At 65.1% G+C, this 20,024-nt stretch carries 22 protein-coding genes; all 22 read left to right on the plus strand.

The window, feature by feature from the left end:
• On the plus strand, positions 1-373 hold a 373-nt coding region (locus AB1576_10680), incomplete at its 5' end, for a transposase (GenBank protein MEW6082216.1).
• Complete coding sequence (locus AB1576_10685) at positions 370-966, plus strand: 2-oxoacid:acceptor oxidoreductase family protein (protein MEW6082217.1); 597 nt, start codon at positions 370-372, stop codon at positions 964-966. The genes AB1576_10680 and AB1576_10685, both read left to right, overlap by 4 nt.
• Position 967: 1 nt before the next feature.
• Entirely contained in the window at positions 968-2,461 is a 1,494-nt protein-coding gene (locus tag AB1576_10690; GenBank protein ID MEW6082218.1) for an acetyl-CoA hydrolase/transferase C-terminal domain-containing protein, read from the plus strand.
• A 36-nt stretch (positions 2,462-2,497) separates the two neighbouring features.
• Positions 2,498-4,177, plus strand: a complete 1,680-nt coding sequence (locus tag AB1576_10695) for a methylmalonyl-CoA mutase family protein (protein ID MEW6082219.1) — start codon at positions 2,498-2,500, stop codon at positions 4,175-4,177.
• On the plus strand, positions 4,177-5,355 hold the full coding sequence (locus tag AB1576_10700) for a CaiB/BaiF CoA-transferase family protein (protein ID MEW6082220.1): 1,179 nt from the start codon (positions 4,177-4,179) through the stop codon (positions 5,353-5,355). The genes AB1576_10695 and AB1576_10700 overlap by 1 nt, the downstream gene beginning before the upstream one ends.
• A gap of 141 nt (positions 5,356-5,496) precedes the next feature.
• Positions 5,497-6,294: an IclR family transcriptional regulator gene (locus AB1576_10705; GenBank protein ID MEW6082221.1), complete on the plus strand. Its 798-nt coding sequence runs from the start codon at positions 5,497-5,499 to the stop codon at positions 6,292-6,294.
• 32 nt (positions 6,295-6,326) lie between these two features.
• The gene (vorB, locus tag AB1576_10710; GenBank protein MEW6082222.1) at positions 6,327-7,415 is read left to right on the plus strand and encodes a 3-methyl-2-oxobutanoate dehydrogenase subunit VorB; all 1,089 of its coding nucleotides are present in this window, start codon (positions 6,327-6,329) and stop codon (positions 7,413-7,415) included.
• The gene (locus AB1576_10715; protein ID MEW6082223.1) at positions 7,412-8,146 is read left to right on the plus strand and encodes a thiamine pyrophosphate-dependent enzyme; all 735 of its coding nucleotides are present in this window, start codon (positions 7,412-7,414) and stop codon (positions 8,144-8,146) included. Before vorB ends, AB1576_10715 begins: the two co-directional genes overlap by 4 nt.
• 31 nt (positions 8,147-8,177) lie before the next feature.
• The gene (locus AB1576_10720; GenBank protein ID MEW6082224.1) at positions 8,178-8,729 is read left to right on the plus strand and encodes a 2-oxoacid:acceptor oxidoreductase family protein; all 552 of its coding nucleotides are present in this window, start codon (positions 8,178-8,180) and stop codon (positions 8,727-8,729) included.
• The gene (locus tag AB1576_10725) at positions 8,726-8,944 is read left to right on the plus strand and encodes a 4Fe-4S dicluster domain-containing protein (GenBank protein MEW6082225.1); all 219 of its coding nucleotides are present in this window, start codon (positions 8,726-8,728) and stop codon (positions 8,942-8,944) included. Before AB1576_10720 ends, AB1576_10725 begins: the two co-directional genes overlap by 4 nt.
• Positions 8,945-9,007: 63 nt before the next feature.
• Positions 9,008-10,144 (plus strand): acyl-CoA dehydrogenase family protein, encoded by a 1,137-nt coding sequence (locus AB1576_10730; GenBank protein MEW6082226.1) that lies wholly within the window; start codon positions 9,008-9,010, stop codon positions 10,142-10,144.
• Positions 10,141-10,944 carry an electron transfer flavoprotein subunit beta/FixA family protein gene (locus AB1576_10735; protein MEW6082227.1) on the plus strand — a complete coding sequence of 268 codons (804 nt, stop codon included), beginning with the start codon at positions 10,141-10,143 and terminating at the stop codon, positions 10,942-10,944. The genes AB1576_10730 and AB1576_10735 overlap by 4 nt, the downstream gene beginning before the upstream one ends.
• The gene (locus tag AB1576_10740) at positions 10,941-11,963 is read left to right on the plus strand and encodes an electron transfer flavoprotein subunit alpha/FixB family protein (GenBank protein ID MEW6082228.1); all 1,023 of its coding nucleotides are present in this window, start codon (positions 10,941-10,943) and stop codon (positions 11,961-11,963) included. Before AB1576_10735 ends, AB1576_10740 begins: the two co-directional genes overlap by 4 nt.
• Positions 11,964-12,017: 54 nt before the next feature.
• Positions 12,018-12,878 carry a 3-hydroxyacyl-CoA dehydrogenase NAD-binding domain-containing protein gene (locus AB1576_10745; GenBank protein ID MEW6082229.1) on the plus strand — a complete coding sequence of 287 codons (861 nt, stop codon included), beginning with the start codon at positions 12,018-12,020 and terminating at the stop codon, positions 12,876-12,878.
• Between the two features lie 41 nt (positions 12,879-12,919).
• Positions 12,920-13,327: a methylmalonyl-CoA epimerase gene (mce, locus tag AB1576_10750; GenBank protein MEW6082230.1), complete on the plus strand. Its 408-nt coding sequence runs from the start codon at positions 12,920-12,922 to the stop codon at positions 13,325-13,327.
• A gap of 47 nt (positions 13,328-13,374) precedes the next feature.
• Positions 13,375-14,121 (plus strand): 5-oxoprolinase subunit PxpB, encoded by a 747-nt coding sequence (gene pxpB / locus AB1576_10755; protein MEW6082231.1) that lies wholly within the window; start codon positions 13,375-13,377, stop codon positions 14,119-14,121.
• Positions 14,118-15,068, plus strand: a complete 951-nt coding sequence (locus AB1576_10760; protein MEW6082232.1) for a biotin-dependent carboxyltransferase family protein — start codon at positions 14,118-14,120, stop codon at positions 15,066-15,068. Before pxpB ends, AB1576_10760 begins: the two co-directional genes overlap by 4 nt.
• 39 nt (positions 15,069-15,107) lie before the next feature.
• Positions 15,108-15,881: a 5-oxoprolinase subunit PxpA gene (locus AB1576_10765; GenBank protein ID MEW6082233.1), complete on the plus strand. Its 774-nt coding sequence runs from the start codon at positions 15,108-15,110 to the stop codon at positions 15,879-15,881.
• Positions 15,882-15,905: 24 nt separating this feature from the next.
• Positions 15,906-16,700, plus strand: a complete 795-nt coding sequence (locus tag AB1576_10770; GenBank protein MEW6082234.1) for a putative hydro-lyase — start codon at positions 15,906-15,908, stop codon at positions 16,698-16,700.
• Between the two features lie 31 nt (positions 16,701-16,731).
• Positions 16,732-18,405: an FAD-binding protein gene (locus AB1576_10775; GenBank protein MEW6082235.1), complete on the plus strand. Its 1,674-nt coding sequence runs from the start codon at positions 16,732-16,734 to the stop codon at positions 18,403-18,405.
• Positions 18,406-18,723 (plus strand): 2Fe-2S iron-sulfur cluster-binding protein, encoded by a 318-nt coding sequence (locus tag AB1576_10780; GenBank protein MEW6082236.1) that lies wholly within the window; start codon positions 18,406-18,408, stop codon positions 18,721-18,723.
• Positions 18,724-18,732: 9 nt separating this feature from the next.
• Positions 18,733-19,971, plus strand: a complete 1,239-nt coding sequence (locus AB1576_10785) for a pyridoxal-phosphate dependent enzyme (protein MEW6082237.1) — start codon at positions 18,733-18,735, stop codon at positions 19,969-19,971.
• The last annotated feature ends 53 nt before the right edge of the window (positions 19,972-20,024 follow it).

Raw genomic sequence — 20,024 nt, forward strand, 5'->3', positions numbered from 1 at the left:
GGCAAAAGAACTGGCTGAAAAGTACTCGCTGATCTGCGTCGAGGATCTGAACCTCAAGGCGATGCAAAGACTCTGGGGTAGAAAGATCTCCGATCTTGGCCACGGCCAATTCGTGAATATCCTCAAGCACCAGTGCGCCAAGACTGGAGCGGGGGTAGTCGAAATTCCCAGATTCTATCCATCGTCTAAGACCTACTTCGATTGCGGCCACGTATTGGATGATCTGTCTTCCAATATGAGAGAGTGGACCTGCCCGGTATGTGGCGCAAAACATGATCGGGATCTGAATGCTGCCCGGAATATTTTAAGGGTGGGGGCATCCGACCCTTGGGGAGAAGGAGTAAGACCTGCTTCGGCGGGCGTCCCTCAATGAACCGGAATCCCTCGAATTCATTCGTGGGAGTATGTCAATGGGAGTTCAGGCTTAGCGGCTCCGGGGGGCAGGGCCTGGTGCTGGCAGGGCTCATCCTGGCCGAGGCGGCGGGGGTCCACGAGGGCAGGCATGTTGTGCAGGCACGCTCCTACGGTCCTGAGGCCAGGGGGGGTGCTTCCCGCTCAGAGGTGATCATCAGCGGGGATCCCATCGACCTCCCGGAGGTCACCGCCCCCGACCTTGTGCTGGCCATGACCCAGGAGGCTTTTGACCGTTACCAAGAGGGCATGAAGGCTGGGGCCACCCTCATGGTGGATCCCAGGTTTGTCCGGGACACCTCCCGGGTGCGGCCTGGCGTGCGGCTCATGGAGGTTCCCCTTACGGGGATTGCCGAGGGGGAGGCGGGGCACGCCATTGCCGCCAACATCGTGGCCCTGGGGGTGGTGGCAGGTCTCACCCGGGCGGTGTCCGAGGAGGCCCTGGCCAGAGCCATCTCCCATCGTGTCCCCCAGGCCGCTGTCCAGATGAACCTCAAGGCCTTCAAGGCGGGGTTCAGGTACATCCAGGAGCACGCGATAAGAGGCGGAGGCTAAGATGTCCCTCAGGGAATGCATCAGGAACCGAGCGATAAGAAGGCGCCTTTCCAGCCCGGAGCGCGCGGCATCCCTCATCAAGAGGGGCATGACCGTTGCCGTAGGGGGCTACACTCAGGCGGGATACCCCAAGGTGGTGCCCATGGCCCTGGCCAGGCGTGCCCGGGAAGAGCCCGGGCTTAACCTCACCCTGATCTCCGGGGCCAGCGTGGGCCCGGAGATAGACTCAGCCCTGGCCCAGGCTGGGGTGATATCCCGGAGACTCCCCCTGCAGGCGGACCCCGTTGTCCGCCGCCAGGCCAACGAGGGGAGCCTCCGCTACATCGACCTCAGGCTGGGCAGGTTCCCTACCATGGTGAGGGCGGGCTGGCTCGGCCAGGTAGACGTGGCCATAGTGGAAGCCCTGGCCGTGACCGCCCAGGGGTTCCTGGTGCCCACCACATCCGTTGGGGCTACCCCAGCACTACTCTCCAAGGCCCAGGCAATCATTGTGGAGATCAACCTCGCCCAGCCCCTGGCCCTGGAGGGCATGCACGATGTCTACCAGCAGGCCTATCCCCCTGACGGGAGCCCGGTGCCCGCCAGGGGGGTCCTTGATAGGCTAGGTAAGCCCTGGATTGAGGTGGACCCCGAGAGGATCCTGGCGGTGGTGGAGTCCCAGGTGCCTGACCCAGATCCTGCCTTCCCCGAGCCTGGGGAGGATCCCCGGGCAATGGCTGCTGCCTTCGGGGCGTTTCTCCGGAGGGAGGCGGCCCGGGGCAGGCTTCCGGATCCCCTGCCTCCCCTGCAGCCCGGGCTGGGAACCCTGGCCAACGGGCTCATGGCGGGCCTCTCTGAATCCTTGCCAGGTCCCCTGTCCCTCTTCTCTGGGGTCCTCCAGGAAGGAGGCGCCAGGCTACTAGTCTCCGGGAAGGCCCGGGAGGCATCAACCGGGGCGCTACTGGTCTCCCCGGCCACCCTCCGGGGGCTACTGGAGTGCCCCAGGTGCCGCCAGTCCCTCATCATCCGTTCATCAGACGTCAGCAACAACCCGGAGGTCATCCGCAGGCTGGGCATCCTGGCTACGAACACTGCCATAGAGGTGGATATATACGGGCACGTGAACGTGTCCCACATCCTGGGCACCCAGGTGGTGAGCGGGATAGGAGGGGGAGCGGAGTTCGCCCGGGAGGGGCTAGTCTCCGCCTTCTTCCTTAGGTCATCGTCCAGGAAGGGCCAGGTCTCAGGGGTCGTGCCCATGGCTTCCCACGTGGACCACACGGAGCATGATGTGGATGTCATAGTCACGGAGCAGGGCCTGGCGGACCTGAGGGGACTTGACCCCAGGGAACGGGCAGCGGCCATCATCGAACACTGCGCCCACCCAGGCTTTAGGCCTGGACTACTGGAGTACCTGGAGGAGGCCGGGAGGGAGGGCGGCCACGAGCCGCATCTCCTGGGGAGGGCCCTGTCCTGGCATGCCAGGCTGAAGGATACCGGCTCCATGAAGACTTGAGAGGGGGGAGGGCTTGGGGTGTTCGACCCAGAGAGGATGGCAAGTCTCAGTAAGGCCATGGCCCAGTGGGACCGGAACACTGCGAGGCTCCTGGAGAAGGCGCCGGAAGCCCGGGAGGAGTTTCTCACGGACTCCCTGATCAGGGTTGACCGGCTCTACACGCCCCTGGACCTCGGGGGGATGGACTACGAGGAGGCCGTGGGTTTCCCCGGTGAGTACCCCTACACAAGGGGGGTCTACCCCACGATGTACAGGGGAAGGGCCTGGACGCCAAGGCAGTACTCGGGATACGCTACTGCCCAGGAGTCCAACAGGCGCTACAAGCACCTCCTGGAGCAGGGGCAGCGAGGCCTGAGCGTTGCCTTCGACCTGCCCACACAGATGGGGTACGATTCAGACCACCCCCTTGCCCTGGGGGAGGTGGGCAGGGTGGGGGTGGCCATTGACTCCGTGGAGGACATGGAGGCGCTCTTTGAGGGGATCCCCATGGACCAGGTAACCGTATCCATGACCATAAACGCCCCGGCGGCGGTGCTCCTGGCGATGTACCTGGTGGCTGCGGAGAGAAAAGGCATTCCCCCCGGGGCCCTGGACGGCACCATACAGAACGACATACTCAAGGAGTACCTGGCCCGGGGTACCTACATATTCCCCGTGGGGCCCTCCATGAGGCTCCTGACGGACACCTTCGCCTACTGCTTTCGTCACGTGCCTAAGTGGAATGTGATAAGCATAGGCGCCTATCACATCAGGGAGGCTGGCTCCACCGCCGTGCAGGAGGTGGCCTTCGCCTTCGCCAACGCCATCGCCTACATCGAGGCAGCCCTGGCGGCGGGCCTGGACATCGACGACTTTGGCCCAAGGATATCGTGGATCTTCAACACCACCAGCAACTTCTTCGAGGAGGTCTCAAAGTACCGGGCCGCCCGGAGGCTTTGGGCCCGGATCATGAGGGAACGCTTCGGTGCCAGGGACCCTCGCTCCATGATGCTCCGGATCCACATCCAGACCGGGGGCTCCATGCTCACCGCCCAGCAGCCCCTGGTGAACCTGATCAGGGGGACCATCCAGGCCCTCGCCTCAGTCCTGGGGGGGACCCAGTCCCTGGCGGTGTCCTCCTATGACGAGGCCCTGTGCATCCCCACGGAGGAGTCCGCAACCCTTTCCCTCAGGGTGCAGCAGGTAATCGCCCATGAGAGCGGCGTGGCGGACACCGTGGATCCCCTGGGCGGCTCCTACTACGTAGAGGCCCTCACCAACCGCATAGAGGAAGAGGCCATGCAGTACATAGAGAGGATCGACAGGATGGGGGGGGCCCCCAGGGCCATCGAGCTTGGCTACATGCAGGGGGAGATCGAGGCATCCGCCTACCGCTACCAGAAGGAGGTTGAGGCGGGCACCAGGGTCATCGTGGGCCTCAACCGGTTCAGGGTGGAGGAAGAGCCCAGGGAGAACATGCCCCGCGTGGACCCGGACGTCAGGGGACTCCAGGTCCTACGGCTCACAGACCTCAAGCGTAGGAGAGACGGGGCCAGGGTGGAACGGGTCCTCCTGGCCCTTGGGGATGCCGCAAGGGGCTACTCTAACCTCATGGGCCCGGTCATGGAGGCCGTCAGGTCCAGCGCAACCCTGGGGGAAATATGTGGGGTGTTCAGGGAGGTATTCGGAGAATACAGGCCATCGAACCCGGCCAGCTCTTTGGGGGGTGCCAAGTAGTGAGGGAGGCCCTGGAGGGCATCAGGGTTTTGGACTTCACCAGGCTCCTGCCGGGACCCTACTCGACCATGCTCCTGGGGGACTTCGGCGCAGAGGTCATAAAGGTGGAGGAGCCTGGGAGGGGGGACTACTACCGCTGGCTGGAGCCCATGATGGGGGAGTACGGGGCGAGTTTCCAGTTCCTCAACCGGAACAAGAAGAGCATCGCCCTGGACCTGAAGAACCCAAGGGCCAGGGAGGTCGTGGCAAGGCTTGCCCAGGCTGCCGACGTCCTGGTGGAGGGCTTCAGGCCCGGGGTGGCACAGCGCCTGGGCATAGGTTACCAGGCAATAAAGGAGGCAAATCCCCGTCTCATTTACTGTTCAATAACGGGTTTCGGCCCGGCCGGGCCCTACGCGGGCAGGCCCGGCCATGACCTGAACTACGCAGCACTAGGAGGGGCGGTGGGCCTTACCGGGCCCACTGGCCAAGGGCCTGTGATCCCCAGCATCCAGGTAGCGGACCTGGGTTCGGCCCTCTTCGCCGCTGTGGGGATCCTGGTGGCGCTGGCCGCCAGGGAGCACACGGGCCAGGGACAACGGGTGGACGTGGCAATGCTTGACAGTGTTGTGGCCCTCCTGGCAGGATCCGCCGCCTACTACCTGGCCACCGGGGTGTCGCCATGCCCAGGGGGGATCAGGCTCACAGGGGCACTCCCCTGGTACCGCCTGTATGAGGCCCAAGACGGCCGGTACCTGGCCGTGGGAGCCCTGGAGAGGAAGTTCTGGGAGGAACTCTGCCTGGGCATCGGCCGGGAGGACCTCATCCCCTGCTTCGACTGGCCCCAGGAGAAACACCCTGGGGTGATTGCCCAGCTGGATGCCCACTTCAGGACAAGACCCCTCGAGGACTGGATAAAGACCTTGGAGCGCCGCGATACCTGCGTATCCCCGGTGAACAGGCTGGACGAGGTGTTCTCCGACCCCCAGGTGCTCCACAACGAAGTGGTGACACAGGTCAAGTCCCTCTACGGCATGCTCTCGCTGGTGAACTCCCCCGTGAAGGCGTCAGGGACGCCCCCCAGGGTCAAGACGAGGGGGCCCCACCTGGGGGAGCACACCGAGGAGGTCCTCATGAAGGGGGGCTTCTCCGCCCAGGAGGTCCAGGAACTGAGATCGGCGGGTGCCACCGGGCCCTAGCTTGCGGGCCTGGAGGCATCCCCCGGGGGAACAGTTTTCCTCCTGGCGGTACAGGCCTGGAAGGATTTATCAGACACGCCGTACAATTCTCCCCTTTAGGAGTGACTGGGGATCCCTTCACCTAGACAGGGGGGTAGACTCGTGAAATCGAAGCCCCAAGGGTCACTGCAATCTGTCGCCAAGGCCTTTGAGATCATGGAGCACCTAGCCTCCTCCAGGGAGTGCGGTATCACCGATATGGCCAACAGGACCAAAGTGGCCAAGAGCACGGCCCACAGGCTCATCAGGACACTGGAGCAGCTGGGTTACGCCATGCAGAACGAGCAGACGGGCAAGTACTACCTGACCTTCAAGGTGTTCCATCTGGGCACGGAGATGATCCGGGGCATGGGTTTTGGACAGCAGGTGGCCTGCCTCCTGGAGGAACTCGCCGTGAAGTGCGGGCTTGTGGTCAAGCTGGGGGTGTATGACTCCGGGCAGGTGCTGTGCGTCTACCGCTCGGAGACCGCCCGGGGACTGAGGATGGAGATCGGCGTGGGCTCCCGCATTGCCGCCCACAGCAGCGCCCTGGGCAAGGCCATCCTGGCCTACTCGCCGGAGTCCAGGATCAAGAGATTCCTCAGGGAGAACACCCTCACAGCCTTCACCAGGAACACCATCACTGACCCCCAGGTGTTCCTGAAGGACCTGGCCTCCACCAGGAAGAGGGGCTACTCCCTCGACAGGGGGGAGAACGTCATAGAGATGCGTTGCGTTGGCGCCCCTGTCTTTGACCACCTGGGACTGGTCATAGCTGGCGTCAGCGTCTCGGGCCCCGTTTCCTGGCTCAGGCAGGACCGCATCCTGGATCTGGGTCCCGAGGTGATCCAGGCGGCCAGGGCAGTCTCGGAGCACCTGGGGTGGTCCCCCCAGTGCCTGGCGGCGACAACCCACCGGTAGTTCATGTAGTTCATGAGGAGGGCGGTTTCTAGTTGAAGGGTCCTGAGATTGCGCCGAGGACGATGATGAAGGGCAACGAGGCCCTGGCGGAGGGGGCCCTAAGGGGGGGCTGCCGCTTCTACTTTGGCTACCCCATCACCCCGCAGAACGAGCTCCTGGAGTACATGGCGGTACACCTCCCCCGGTGTGGCGGCGTTTTCCTGCAGACGGAGAGCGAGCTGGCGGCCATCAGCATGGTCTACGGTGTGGCCTCAACAGGGAGGAGGGCAATGACCTCCTCCTCGAGCCCGGGGATAAGCCTCATGCAGGAAGGCATATCCTACCTGGCCTCTGCTGAGCTGCCCTGTCTCATCGTTAACATAACCCGGGGCAGTCCCGGCCTGGGACGCATAACCCCGGCCCAGTCCGACTACTTCCAGGCGGTAAAGGGAGGGGGTCACGGGGACTACCGCCTCATCGTCCTGGCCCCTGTGGGTGTGCAGGAGATGGCGGACTTCGCCTGCGAGGCCTTCGAGCTGGCTGAGAGGTACCGTGCCCCCGTGATGATCCTGGGGGACGGCATAGTGGGCCAGATGATGGAGCCGGTGAGGCTGCCTTGCCCGGTAGACCCCGGGGAGACCCCTGTGGCCAGGTGGGCGGTGGGGGAGTGGTCAAGGCCCCGGGCAAGGAGGAACCTGGTGCTCTCGGCACCCCTAACTGACCCCGAGCTCAGGCAGATGAACCTGGACCTCCAGGAGAAGTACCACAGGATCGCCCAGGCCGAGACCCGTTACGAGGCATACAGGACAGAAGACGCCGAGATGGTCATAGTGGCCTTCGGCATCGCGGCCCGCCTATCCATGGAGGCGGTGGATTCCCTGAGAGATCAGGGGGTGAGGGCGGGCTTGCTCCGCCCCATAACCCTATGGCCCTTCCCCTCCAGGGCCCTGGAGGACCTGTCAGGGAGGGTCCTGGGCTTCCTGGTCGTGGAGATGAACGAGGGCCAGATGGTGGAGGACGTGTGCGCCTGCTCCCTGGGGCGGGCGCCCGTGGGGTTCCTGGGAGGAGGCGGGGGTTTCGTGCCCACACCCGCCCAGATAGCAAAGAGGGCCCTCTCCATGCTGGGGGGTGTCCCCGCGTGAGGCTGGTGAAGGGCAGGCCCAGGTGCCTGACAGGCGCTGGCTTCCTCTACTGCCCGGGCTGCCACCACGGGATAGTGCTGCGCCTGGTGGCCGAGACCATTGATGAACTGGGCATCGCCGCAAAGGCGGTGATGGTGACATCCATAGGGTGCTCCGTGCGGTGCTGGACCAACCTGGACATCGATGCATGCCAGGGGGCTCACGGCCGGGGCCTCGCGGTGGCCACCGGGATAAAGAGGGCCTCGCCTGGGAGCGTTGTCTTCACCTACCAGGGAGACGGGGACCTGGCGGCCATAGGAATGGCTGAGACCCTGCACGCGGCGGCCAGGGGTGAGGCGGTCACCGTCATCTTCGTAAACAATGCGGTGTTTGGCGCCACAGGCGGGCAGATGGCCCCCACTACACTCCTGGGCATGAAGACCAGCACGTACCCGGAGGGCCGGGACGCCAGGCACACCGGTTACCCCATCAGGGTGGCGGAGCTCCTGGCATCCCTGGAGGGGGTCACCTACAGCGCCAGGGTGGCAGTGAACAGCCCGGCCCGGGTGCGGGAGGCATCCAGGGCGGTCCGGAAGGCCTTCCTGGCGCAGATGGATAAGGAGGGGTTCGGCATCGTGGAGGTGCTCTCGGCCTGCCCTGTCAACCTGAAGCTCAGCCCGGTTGAGGCCCTCAAGTGGATTGACGACGCCATGATTCCCTGTTTCCCCCTGGGGGTGTTCCAGGAACGGTAGGAGGCAAAAACCATGCCAGGAGGCGGCACCATTGAAAGAGGAAGTGATCACGGCCGGGTTTGGTGGACAGGGCATTCTTTTTGCCGGGCAAGTCCTTGCCTATTCTGCCATGCTGGAGGGCAGGGAGGTCACCTGGCTGCCCTCCTACGGGCCCGAGATGAGAGGGGGCACCGCCAACTGCATGGTTGTGATATCTGGCGGCCCAATACGTTCGCCCCTGGTCTACCAACCCACAACAGCTCTGGTATTCAACCTTCCCTCCATGGACAGGTTCGAGGGCTCCGTGGTCCCCGGGGGGCTCTTGCTGGTGAACACCGGTCTCGTACCCAGGCCCCCCTCCCGGAGGGACCTGAGGGTGCTGGGGGTGCCTGCCGAGGGCATAGCCCTGGAAGTGGCGGGCCGGCAGGTGGTGAACATGGTGATGCTGGGCGCCGCGATAGTAGCGGGCTCCCTGGTGAGCCTCGAATCAGCCCTGGCGGCCCTGGAGGATGTTACACCCCCCCACAGGAGGGACAATCTGGAGCCCAACCGCCAGGCCATCCTCAGGGGTGCCCAGGTAGCCCGGGGAGGGGTTTCGCTTTGAACCTGGAGACCAAGAGAGTAGTGGTGGAGGCCGGGAGATGCAAGGGCTGTGAGATCTGCCTTGCGGTATGTCCCAGGAACGCCCTGGCCATGAGCCAGAAACTGAACCCGAAGGGCTACTTCGTTGTGGAACTAAGGGCAGGGGATGACTGCACCAGTTGCGGGCTGTGTGCCTTGATGTGCCCCGATGTGGCCCTCGGGGTCTACACGCCCTAGACCGCCCGGTAGTGACATGCAGGCGTCTTTCCCCAGGGAGGGCGCGGGATGGGAGGGTGTCTCATGGATTTTGGGCTTACCAGGACACAGCAGCTATGGCAGAAGGCAGTCAGGGAGTTCGCGGAGCGCCGTCTTGCCCCCAGGGCCGTGGCCCTGGACGATGGGGGCCAGCTCCCCCGCGAGCTGGTCAAGGAGATGGGGTCCATGGGCTACCTGGGGGTGGTCACCCCGGAGGAGCATGGGGGAACCGCTCTGGGCCATGTGGCCAGGATGCTGATGATCGAGGAGATCTCCCGGGTCTACCCTCCCTTCGGCTTCTTCTACCAGGCGGCCCACCTTGGGATCTACGCCCTCGAGCAGTACGGGAGCGACCGGCAAAAGGAAAGGTACCTTGCCTCCCTGGTCAGCGGGGACACCGTCTCCTGCATGGCTGTGACGGAGCAGACCGGGGGCTCTGACCCTGCGAACATGAGGACCAGGGCCAGGCCCAGCGGGGGCGACTGGGTGCTCAGCGGGAGGAAGGCGTTCATCACCCTGGGAAAGGAGGCCGAGGTCTGCCTGGTCCTGGCCAGGACAGGCCAGGAAGGCTTCAGCGTGTTCCTGGTGGAGAAGGGCACGCCCGGTTTTAACGTGACCCGGCGGGAGGCTCACATGGGCATGAGGTCTGTCCCGGTCTATGAGATGGAGTTCGATGGCTGCCGTGTCCCTGGGGAGAACCTGGTGGGCACTGAGGGCAGGGGGCTGGGCGCAGCCCTGTCTGTCATAGCCGAGATCGGCCGCACCGGCGCGGTCGCAGTAGCCCTGGGCATCGCCCGGGGCGCCCTGGACATGGCCCTGGGCTTCGCCAGGCAGCGGGAGCTCTACGGGAAACCCATAGCCAGCTTCCAGGGCATCCAGTTCATGCTGGCAGACATGGACACCCAGTACCACGCCGCCCGCCTCCTGGGCTACCTGGCTGCCTCCCTGCTGGACCAGGGCAAGAAGAGCAAGGAGATCGCCCTGGAGATATCCAGGGCCAAGGTCTTTGGTTGCGAGGCAGCAATGGCCAACGCCACCCGGGCCATCCAGATCCACGGCGCCTGCGCCACCACCCCCGAGTATGGGCTGGGGAGGCGCATGGCGGACGCCCTGGAACTCCTGGCGGCCGGGGGAACCCAGGAGATCATGCGGGTGACTATAGCCAAGGGGTTGGTGGGATGAAGCCGCCGAGAATAGCGGTCCTGGTGAAACAGGTGCTCGACCCCGGGCACTTCCACAGGGTTTGCATTGACCTGGAGACCAACTCCATACAGCGCCAGGGCATGCCCAGCATCATGAACCCCCATGACAGGGTGGCCCTGGAGGTGGCGCTCGGCCTCAAGCCATCCCTCCAGGGTGCCAGCGTTGCCGCGGTGAGCATGGGCCCGCCCTCCGCCATGGAGGTGCTGGAGGAGGCCCTGGTCATGGGGGCTGACCAAGCCTACCTTCTTTCGGACAGGGCCTTCGCGGGGGCGGACACCCTGGCGACGGCACGCTGCCTGGCCAGGTTTCTTGAGAAACACGGCCCCTACCTCCTGGTCCTGGCAGGATCCGAGACGCTGGACGGCGCCACGGCCCAGGTGCCTCCCCAGGTTGCCGAGTTCCTGGGGGTTCCCCACGTCACCCTTGCCCAGAGGCTAATGATGCAGGAGGGCTGCCTCCTGGTGGAGAGGAGATCAGGGAAGGCCAGGATAAGCCTGAGGATGGTCCTGCCCGGCCTGGTCTCAGTGCTGAGGCAGGCGGCGGAACCCCGCATACCCTCAGCCCTGGACATCCTCAGGGGATCCCAAAAGAGCGTGGTATCCCTGGATTCGGCATCCCTGGACCTAGCGCCGGGGGAGACGGGGCTCGCGGGCTCTCCCACACGGGTGAGGGGTGTGCGCCCTGGGACCCACCGGAAGGGGGGCCAGGTCTACTCGGGGGATGCCTGGGAGGCCGTGGGCAGGGCCTTGGAGCGACTGAAGGAGCTGGGCGCGCTGTGAACGATGGGAAAATGGGCGGGATATGGCACTGGGTTGAGGTGGAATCAGGAAGGCCCACCAGGGCCTCCCTGGAGGTGGCCGGGAAGGCGCGCCAGCTGGCGGCCTCACCGGGCATCCAGTCCGAGGCGGTGCTGGTGAGCCCCCGGGGGGAAAGCCTGGATGGCGCCATGGAGAGCCTGGCCTCCCATGGTGTCTCCCATGCGCTGGTCCTGAGGGCACCGGGGCCCTTCCCCGGTTACAGTTCCGCCCTCTTCACCAGGGCCCTGTGCGAGGCCACCCGGCGCCACAGCCCGGAGGTGCTGCTCCTCCCGGCCTCCGGCGACGGCATGGACCTGGCACCCCGGGTTGCGGCAAGGCTAGGCACGGGACTCACGGCCCACTGTACGGACCTGGCCCTGGAACCCGCAGGGGAATCCTGGCATCTTATCCAGGTGGTACCGGGCTTCGGTGAGAACCTGATGGTGGAGATCGTGTGCCCAGAAAGAAGGCCCCAGATGGCTACGGTGAGGCCCGGGGTATTTCCCGTGCCTGAACCCGTAGAGGACGCCTCCCTCTCCCTCCTGGAAGAGGCGGTGACCGCTGCCCCGGAGGATGGCCTGGTGGAGGTCCTGGAGGTCCTCCCCGGGGAGGACGAGGGGGCAGACCTGGAGGAGGCCGAGGTGGTGGTGGCGGGAGGCTGGGGCATGGGCTGCCTGGGGGGCCTTTGGCCCCTGGAGGAGCTGGCCCGCCTCGTGGGGGGCGTGACTGGGGGCACCAGGCCTGCGGTGGACAAGGGCTGGATACCCCAGGATCGCATGATCGGCCAGAGCGGGAGGAGCGTGAGGCCCCATCTCTTCATGAGCCTGGGGGCCTCCGGCGCCATGCACTTCGTCACGGGTTTTTCCGGCTCCCGCTTCATCTTCTCCGTTACTGACGACCCCCGGGCGCCCATCCTGCGGGTGTCCGATGTTGCAGTGGTGGCAGACATCAGGGAGGTCCTCCCTGCCCTCCTGGCGGGGCTCAGGGGGCTTCAGGGGTAACATGACAAAAGGGAGGGGGGGAAACCTGGCGGGCAATGACCGCGCAGGGTCTTGATGGGTGTACATGGTTTCAAGACGGTGTTCGTGGCAGGGGCCGGGCAGATGGGATCCGGCATAGCTCAGGTGCTGGCCCAGTCCGGCCTGGATGTGATCCTTTACGATGTGAACGAGGCGCAGGTCCAGCGGGGCCTGGGGGCCATGGAACGTTCCCTGGCTCGCCTGGAGAACAAGGGCCTCCTGGCCCAGGGGGAGTCCTCCCAGGTGCTCTCCAGGGTAAGACCCGTCCAGGGCCTAGAGGGGGCAGCCGGGGCGGGGATGGTCATTGAGGCCATTGTGGAAGACAGGCCAAGGAAACGGGAACTCTTCACCCAGCTTCACGGGGCCTGCAGTCCTGGGACCATCTTTGCCTCCAACACGTCCTCCATCAGTATAACGGAGCTGGGGGCTCTCTCGGGACGCCCGGAGATGTTCATAGGGCTCCACTTCATGAACCCTGCCCCCGTCATGAGACTCGTGGAGGTTATAAGGGGACTAAAGACGAGCGACGCCACCTTCCATGCGGCTTGGGGGCTGGTGGAGTCCCTGGGAAAGACCCCCGTCAAGGTGGAGGACTTCCCGGGTTTCGCCGTAAACCGGGTGCTCATTCCCATGCTGAACGAGGCCATCTACTGCGTCATGGAGGGGGTGGCCCCCCCTAGGGACCTGGATGCCGCCATGAAGCTGGGGGCCAGCCATCCAATGGGGCCGCTGGAACTGGCGGACCTCATAGGCCTGGACACGGTGCTTTACATCATGGAGGTGCTCCACAGGGAGATGGGGGACCCCAAGTTCAGGCCGTGCCCCCTCCTGAGGAAGATGGTGGCAGCCGGCACCCTGGGCAGGAAGACAGGCCAGGGGTTCTATGACTACCAGTGACAGGTCTGGGGGCGCCTGTAGCGGAGGGGGGGAGATAGACTGTGCCCGAGATCGACCACGTTGGCATCGCCGTGGAGGACCTGGCCAAGGCTGTCAGGGAGTGGCAATGCCTTGGCTTCGAGCTCCTGGGGATGGAGGAAGCCCCTGAGCACGGGGTTCGAGTGGCCCTGTTCCGGGCGGGCCATAGCCGCGTCGAGCTTATGGAGCCCATGGGCCCGGAGAGCCCTGTAGCTAGGTTCCTCTCCAAGAGGGGACCGGGCATCCACCACATAGCCTTCAGTGTAGAAGGGGTCAAGGCCACGCTGGATGAGTTGAAGGCCAAGGGGGTTCCCCTGGTGGACCAGGTGCCCAGGAGGGGAGCCGGCGGGACCGAGGTGGCCTTCCTTCACCCAAGGGGAGCCTCGGGATGTCTTGTGGAGCTGTGCGAAGGCCATGAGGAGCAGCCCTGAAGACGGGCAGTCTCCTGGGATCACGCACTAAGAGGGAGGTGGGACGTTTGGGCCTTTATCGCGAGGCACGCTACCGGACAGCAGGAGACCGGGCGGTTGTGGCCCAGTTTGGAGATGAGATAGGCCTTGAGGTGAACCACCGGGTACGCGCCATGGCCCAGGAAATCGAGAGCGGCAGGCTTGAGGGGGTCACGGAGACGCTTCCCAGCTACAGTGTGCTCTACGTGTTCTACGACCCCCTCAAGGTGTCCTACGGCCAGGTGCTGGAAGGCCTGAGGGGCATCGAGGGCCGCCTGGAGCAGGTGGTGCTATCTCCCCCCAGGGTGTTCATCATTCCCACCCTCTACGGGGGAGAGATGGGACCGGACCTGGAGGACGTTGCGAGTCACGCCGGGCTGGGAGTGGAGGAGGTTGTGTCCATCCACTCCTCCGTGGACTACCACGTCTACTTCACTGGATTTACCCCGGGTTTCCTGTTCCTGGGGGGCATGTCCTCCAGGATCGCCACCCCAAGGCTGGAGAACCCCAGGACCAGGGTTCCCGCGGGATCCGTGGGGATCGCCGGCAACCAGACAGGAGTCTATCCCATCCAGAGCCCCGGGGGCTGGAGGCTGATAGGGCGCACCCCAGTGAGGCTCTACGACCCCGCCCGGCCCGAGCCCGTGCTCATCAGGGCCGGGGACAAGGTGAGGTTTCGTCCCATGAGCGACCAGGAGTACCAGGAGATCAGCCGGAGGGTAAAGTCCGGCGAGTATATCATGGAGACCCTCACGGAAGGCGGTGAGGTGTCATGACAGGGCTGAGGGTTGTTCACCCGGGGGCGCTCACCACCGTTCAGGACCTGGGGCGCTACGGGTACCAGGGCATGGGGCTCTCTCCCTCGGGGGTGCTGGATGACTACTCCTTCCGCATGGGCAACATTGTGCTGGGGAATGACCCAAGATCTGCTGCCGTGGAGATGGTTCTCTGGGCTCCCACCCTGGAGGTTACGGTAAAGACCGCCGTCGCGCTGGTGGGGGGGGAGGTCAGGGCCTTCATCAACGGCGAGGAGGCCCCCATGTGGGAGGCCCTCGTTGTGGAGCCCGGGGACCTCATCGAGGTCAAGGAGTTCAAGACGGGCTTTGCCTCCTACATCTGCGTGGCCGGGGGGGTTGCCGTTCCCCCTGTCCTTGGGTCGAGGTCCACGGACATCCTGGGCATGATGGGAGGGCTTGAAGGTGGTCTCGTGAAGAAGGACAGCGTTCTCCCGGTGGGTACGCCCTTGGTGCCCCTCAGGGAAATGGCGGGGCGGCGGCTCGGGCCTGCCTACATACCGGATTTCTCTGGGGAGGCCACGGTCAGGGTGATAATGGGACCGCAGGATGACTACTTCACGGACAACGGCATCCAGACGCTGCTTACAACCCCCTACACCGTGAGCATGAAGTCAGACCGCATGGGCCTTAGGCTTGAGGGCGAGGTCATAGAGCACGGCAAGGGTGCTGACATCTTTTCCGAGGGGATTACTGTGGGGGCGATACAGGTGCCCAAGAACGGCCTGCCCATTGTGCTCCTGGCCGGCCGGCAGACCGTGGGCGGCTACACCAAGATAGCTGTGGTTGCGTCGGTTGACATTCACAGGGCGGCCCAGAGAAGGCCTGGCGATACCCTGAGGTTCTCGGCCACCGGCGTGGATGAGGCCAGGGGGCTCCTCCTGGAGAGGGAGGCCCTCTTCCAGAAGGGCTCAGCCTTGCTGGAATAAACAAGGTGCGAGGGGGGAGTTAAGGTGGCCAGTTTCGTGATGGACGTCAACAGTGACCTTGGTGAGAGCTACGGCAGGTACACTCTGGGTAATGACCAGGTACTCATGAAGTACATCAGCTCGGCCAACATAGCCTGTGGCTTTCACGCGGGTGACCCGTCTGTGATGAGGCACACCATACAGTGGGCCAAGGAGAACGACGTGGGTGTGGGGGCCCACCCGGGCTACCTGGACCTGCAGGGCTTCGGCCGCAGGAGCATGGACATGACCCCCCAGGAGCTGGAGGACTTCATACTCTACCAGCTGGGGGCCATCGCCGGCTTCGCAAAGGCGGCTGGTGTCAGGGTAAGGCACCTGAAGTGCCACGGTGCCCTGGGCAACGACCTTCACCGCTTCCCCAGGGAAGGCAAGGAGGAAATCGTGAAGGCCGTGGGCCGGGCGGTGCTGGAGTTCGACCCGGATATAGTCCTGGTGGGCTTCGCGGCCTCGGACATGGTGGCCATATGGCGGGAGATGGGGCTGAAGGCGGCGGACGAGATCTTCGCGGACAGGGCCTACAACCCCGACCTCACCCTGGTGTCCCGGAGGGTGCCCGGCGCGGTCATCACCGACCCCGGCGAGGTTGTGGCCCGGGTTTTAGCCATGGTGAAGACCAAGAGCATAATGGCTGTAGACGGCCGAGTGGTCAAGGACGTCCCCATGGACACCATCTGCATCCACGGGGATACGCCCACAGCGGTGGACCTTGCCAGGCAGCTGAAGGAGCGGTTTGACCAGGAGGGCATCGAGGTGAGGGCATTCGAGGGACGCTAGGAGGCCCAAGAGCCTGGGGAGGTGATGAGGGTGGACATTGGCGGCGTGAGGCCGCCTGAGGCGAGGCGGCTCTTCCGTGAGGGCAAGGCCCAGGGCCCCACGGCGGGATGGTGCCGTGGCTATGCCCAGGCGAACCTGGCGGTCATGCCCAGGAAGGACGCCTATGACTTCCTGCTGTTCTGCGTGAGGAACCCCAAGCCCTGCCCCGTGCTGGATGTCACCGAGGCGGGGTCCGCGGAGCCCAGGCGGGCGGCTCCGGGCGCTGACATCCGCTACGACCTGTCCCAGTACAGGGTGTACAGGAAGGGCGAGTTCGTGGAGGAGCCGGGGGACATCGCGGCCTACTGGGGGCCCGACATGGTGGGCTTCCTCCTGGGCTGCAGCTTCTCCTTCGAGGACGCCCTCCTGGAGGCGAAAATACCCATGAAGCACATAGAGCATGGCGAGAATGTGGCCATCTACAACACCACCATACAGTGCGAGCCCGCCGGGCGGTTCTCCGGAACCATGGTGGTGAGCATGAGGCCCATACCGGGACGCCTGGTGCCCCGGGCCGTCACCGTGACGAGCCGGTTCCCCGGTGTGCATGGCATTCCGGTGCACGTGGGAGACCCGGAGGCTATCGGCATCAAGGACGTGTTCAAGGTTGACTGGGGGGATCCCCCCAGGATGGAGCCCGGGGACGTGCCTGTGTTCTGGGCCTGCGGGGTCACGCCCCAGGCGGTGGCCTTGAACAGCAAGCCTGACCTGATGCTCACCCACTCGCCTGGGCGAATGTTCATCACCGACATCTTAAACGAATCCCTGTCAGTCCTGTAATGGAGCGGGAGCCCGGCAAGGGGGGGTACCTGTGGACTGGGAGTGCGTGGACACCGACGTCCTGGTGGTGGGGTCTGGCGGGGCAGGGCTATGTGCGGCACTAGCTGCCCGGGAAGCGGGCGCCAGGGTGGTCCTAATGGACAAGAGCAGGACCGGGCGGGGCGGTGCCACGGTGATGGCCCTGTGCCAGGTGGCGGCGGCCCTGGGGGAGGCGGGACCCGATGACTGGACAATTCACATGGAGGATACCGTCAGGAGCGGCCACGGCCTGAACGACAGGGACATGGCCGAGGTCTTAGCCAGGGAGGCCCCGGATGCCCTTCGCTGGCTGGACGAGATCGGGACGGGCTTTGACAGGGAAGACGGGAGGATCCAGCAGGGCCCCGGCCCTGGGCATACCAGGCCCAGGGCCGCCCATGTCAACTTCCACACGGGACGCTCCATGATAAGGGCCCTTCTTGGGCAGGTGAAGAGGGACCCCGGGATACTCCTGGTAGAGAACGCCGTAGCCTGGCGCCTGGTCAAGGCGGGCCAGCAGGTTAGGGGCTGCCTCGCCTATGACTACAGGAGAAACCTCGGCCTTCGATTGAGGGCCTCCAGCGTTATCCTGGCCACCGGGGGCGGCATGGAGGTCTACCCGTTGAGTACCGGGTCCGCCTGCCTCACGGGGGACGGCTACTCCCTGGGCCTCCAGGCCGGTGCTGGCCTGGTAGACATGGAGTTCGTGCAGTTCCTGCCCACATGCACGCTGGCCCCCCGGCTCCCGGGCATATCCTTGGCAATATGGGCGCCGGTGCGCTACACCCTGGGGGGCAGGCTTCGCAACGGCCTTGGCCAGGAGTTCCTGGAGAGGTACGCCCAGGGCGCCGCGGCTACCCGGGACATGTTGTGCTTGGCAATAACCCGGGAGGTGGAGGAGGGCAGGGGCTCCCCCCACGGAGGGGTCAACCTTGACTTTACCCAGGAACCCAGGGGAAAGGTCCTGGCGGGACTGGGGGATCTCTACCGGCAGATCTTGGAAGCAGGCCTGGATGTTCTCAGGGAGCCCGTGGAGGTTTGCCCCATGCCCCATCACTTCATGGGTGGCCTGAGTGTGGACCCCTGTGGCGCCACCGGGGTGCCCGGGCTCTACGCTGCGGGAGAGGTTACAGGCGGGATCCACGGTGCCAACCGGCTCACCGGTAACGCCCTCTCCGACGTCACCGTATTTGGCCGCAGGGCGGGCAGGACCGCCGCAGCCTTCGCCAGGGAAGACCCTAGGAGGGAGGACTGGCTTGGAGAATGGAGGGCCCTGGAGGGGCTCTTGGAACCCAGGCCTGGGGAATCCCCAGCCCGGGCCAGGGAGGAACTCAGGGCGCTCATGCTGGACTGCGCAGGGCCTGTAAGGGACGGAGGGGGGCTGGCCAGGGGGCTTCGAGCCCTGGAGGAGATGAGGGAGAGACTCCTCGCCAGGGTCGCCCCGGGTGGCCAGCCCCCCTGGAACCTGGAAGCCCTGGAGACCATAGAGTTCGGCCACATGCTCAACGTGGCTCTGGCGGTGGTCCTCTCCGCCCTCGAAAGAAGGGAGAGCCGCGGGGCCCACGTGCGCAGGGACCATCCCAACAGGGATGTGGCCTGGGAAAAGCACGTCAGGGTTCGCATGGACGGCAAGGGCCGCATGGTTAGGGACCACGTCCCCGTCAGGATGACCACGGAGGTGGGCTGAATGGACAAAAGGGTCCGCTTCTTCGTGATGAGGGGGGCAAGAGGGCGGCTATCGCCCCAGGAGGTTATGGGCAAAGAGGGGATGACTGTCCTGGACGCTCTGATCAAGGCGAGACTAACCACCCCTGACCTGGGTTTGGAGTATGCGTGCCGTAACGGGATGGCCTGCAGGCTGTGCCTGGCCTCCATAGACGGTGAGCCCAGGTACATGTGTGCCACCATGCTCGAGGAAGGGATGGTGGTGGCTCCCGTGTCAGGTGCCAGGGCCATCAGGGACCTGGTCACGGGCCGCGGGGGCCCCGCGCCTGGGGAGGTGTGACCCTTGGTCATGTCCTTGGAGTGCCCAAGGTGCGGCCGGGTGTATCCTTTTAGCAGCGGCCACGGCGATTGTGGTGCCTGCCGGGCCCAAGGTGCGCCCTCGAACCTCACGGTACTGTATGACTACCCGAGCGTCCCCTGGACCAGGGAGACCTTCCGGGACCGGGAGCACAGCATGTGGAGGTACCAGGAGCTCCTACCGGTGGCTGCCCAGGACCGGGTGAGCCTGGGGGAGGGAATGACCCCCCTATTGCACTGCGGGAACCTGGGCGCCCTGGTGGGCCTGGACCACCTATACGTGAAGGATGAATCCCAGAACCCCACATGGTCATTCAAGGATCGGCTGTGTTCCGTGGCGGTGTCCAGGGCCAAGGGTACGGGGGCCTCACTGGTGGTGGTGTCATCCACAGGAAACCACGGTATCTCCGCTGCAGCCTACTCAGCCAGGGCGGGGCTTTCCTGCCTAGTGCTCACCCTGGAGGGGGCTCCCCCCGCCGTGAAGGGCCTAATGCGGGCCTGCGGGGCGATGGTTGTGTCCACCAGGGCCCCCGCGGAGCGCTGGGCGCTGGTGGAAACCGGCGTGAGGCTCCACGGGTGGTTTCCCGCCAGCAACTACCTTGACCCTCCCGTGGGTTCTCCCTGCTTTGGGGTTGAGGGGCACAAGACCATCGCCTACGAGATAGCGGAGGCACTCTCCTGGGACTGCCCCGAGTTCGTGGCGGTTCCCGTGGCCTACGGTGACGGGCTGGCTGGTATCGGAAAGGGGTTTTGGGAACTAGAGCGACTGGGCCTGGTGGAGAGGGTGCCCAGGCTGGTGGCGGTGGAGGTGTCTGGCTCCCTGGGTGTGGCCCTGGGGAGGGGGTGCGACCGGGTGGAGGAGGCGCCCTGGGCTGATCCCGTCGCCTACTCCATAGCGGTGAAGGCAAGCACCTACCAGGCCCTGGCCGCCATCCGGCAGTCAGGTGGGCTGGCAGTGAGGGTTACCGGACCAGAAATCCTCGCAGCCCAGGAGGCACTGGCCTCCCGGGAGGGCCTCTATGCTGAGGCCTCCTCCGCCGCTTCCCTGGCTGGGGTGGCCAGGCTCCGGGAGGCAGGGGAGATCAGGGGTGCAGACCGGGTGGCCTGCCTACTCACATCAGGAGGCCTGAAGCAGCCCCCGGAGGGAGGCTCTCCTCCCGTCCCCCTGGTTTCCGGCTGGCATGGCTTGCAGGAGGCCCTCAGGGATGCCTATGGTTTCCCGGTGCACTGATCCAAGGGCTTGGAGAATGGGGTTTGCAGCGAGAACGGGAAGGGGTTGATGGG

This window comes from Bacillota bacterium (assembly GCA_040754315.1).
Lineage (GTDB): Bacteria > Bacillota > Sulfobacillia > DUSP01 > JBFMCS01 > JBFMCS01.